The sequence below is a fragment of the Paenibacillus sp. OT2-17 genome (assembly GCF_009827695.1).
Taxonomy (GTDB): domain Bacteria; phylum Bacillota; class Bacilli; order Paenibacillales; family Paenibacillaceae; genus Paenibacillus; species Paenibacillus polymyxa_B.
Genome location: NZ_WUDQ01000710.1, coordinates 1 through 1,629, shown reverse-complemented (window position 1 = coordinate 1,629; position 1,629 = coordinate 1). Strand labels below are relative to the sequence as shown.

The following is a 1,629-nucleotide window of genomic DNA, read 5'->3' as shown; positions in this document are numbered from 1 at the left end:
AAGAAACTTTGATACAATGCTATTTCTTCCTCGCTAAATCCCTTGTAAAAAATCTCTCCGACTTCATCAATAATCTTTTTGTTCAATTCCACTAATTTTTCATTTCTGTTCACTACTTTAACTATTGTTTTCCGTTTGTCTGTTTGGCAAGGCATAAAACTGATATGTCCTGCTTTTTCCAACTTAGCTAATATACTCGTTAAAGTTGACTTTTGAAGATTGGTAACCCTTGAGATTTCATGTATAGGTATTTCGTCTTTCGTCCAAAGATAAAACAAAATCCTTGCTTGAGTTGCTGTTAAAGTATCAACCTCAGATTCCCTGTGTTTTCTTGAAACTATTCTAGCCAGCAATGCATCTATGGATGCTGATAAAAAAACAGATCTTCCTTTTATAATTCCCATGTGCACCTCCATTTTCTCAAAAAAAGTACCATATCGTACTAATATTATAGTTCGATATGGTACTATTTTCAACCTGTATTTTTTGAATGTTTGCATTCATTATCTCTTGCGATCTGTAGATCACCCCAATTAATAGTAGTAAGTACGGCTCAACAGACATTAGGCATTCACTACAGCGAGGAAAATGTTTTATTGGGATGCATGGATGTTTAACCAGCAGGAAAGTTTGATTTACCGTGATGGGTCTTCTTTGTTTTCTAATCTACATCTTTAAAATTTGAACAGAGATCTCAATTAAATACTCTTCATAACCTCTAACTGAAAGATCATCTAACAAAACATCCTCATAAAAAAATCCCTGTAATTCTATGCTCTTATCTTTAGCATAACTTATTATTCGATCATAAGTGTCACATACGCTTGAGTATCCCTCTGTATGGTACGCGATTAAATATGTTCCTTTTTCTCGCTTGAAATTTGAATAATTTGATTTTTTACTAACTCTAGTAAAAAGATAATCATAATTGAATGTTTCATTTGTTAAGACTCTTTTAGTATCTCTCATCCAGCCTACTGTATGGGAAGCATCAATACTATAAATGTTCAAGTACTTTTCGTGTTTTATCATAGAATCGTAAATGCTTTTATCATTTGTGTAAGGATCAGCCTCTGTTACTACCAAAAACTCCTCCTTTTTTTCCTCAATAATAATATCAGTTGTAACGATCTCAGTTGCTGCTTGGGTAATTCGTTTCTTCTCTGATATTATATTTTTCATTTTTTGCAGTTGTTTAATTTTAGAATTCAGCATTGCCTCTTCTTTCTCAAGTAGGACAATGAGCTCCTGAGGTGACCTTTTATTTAAATACTCTTTTATCTCTTTTAATGGCATTTCTAATTCTTTAAGTATTGAAATCACTTTAAAAACATCGATTTGATTAATTGAATAATATCTATACCCATTTTCAGCTTTAAATTCAGGAGAAAGAATTCCAAGTCGATCATAGTGAAATAAAGTATCCTTGCTAATACCCATCACTTTTGCAAATTGTCCTGACGTTAAATGAGTTTGAACATTATTCTCCATGAAATCCCTCCTTGACTATGGTGTTACACCACACTTTATTATAACCAAGTAACCTTCATATAGCAGTAGACCATGAGGAGTATCTAATCGAAAGTAATACCTAAATAATTAATCTTGGGAGGATATAAGGAATGAAAG

2 protein-coding genes are annotated in these 1,629 nt (G+C 32.4%); both read right to left on the bottom strand.

All coding sequences use genetic code 11. From position 1 onward, the window contains the following. A partial coding sequence (locus GRP75_RS26360) for a MarR family transcriptional regulator (protein ID WP_160790820.1) occupies positions 1 to 404 on the bottom strand: 404 nt, incomplete at its 3' end. A gap of 262 nt (positions 405 to 666) precedes the next feature. After that, entirely contained in the window at positions 667 to 1,491 is an 825-nt protein-coding gene (locus GRP75_RS26355) for a MerR family transcriptional regulator (protein WP_069080127.1), read from the bottom strand. Positions 1,492 to 1,629: the final 138 nt, after the last annotated feature.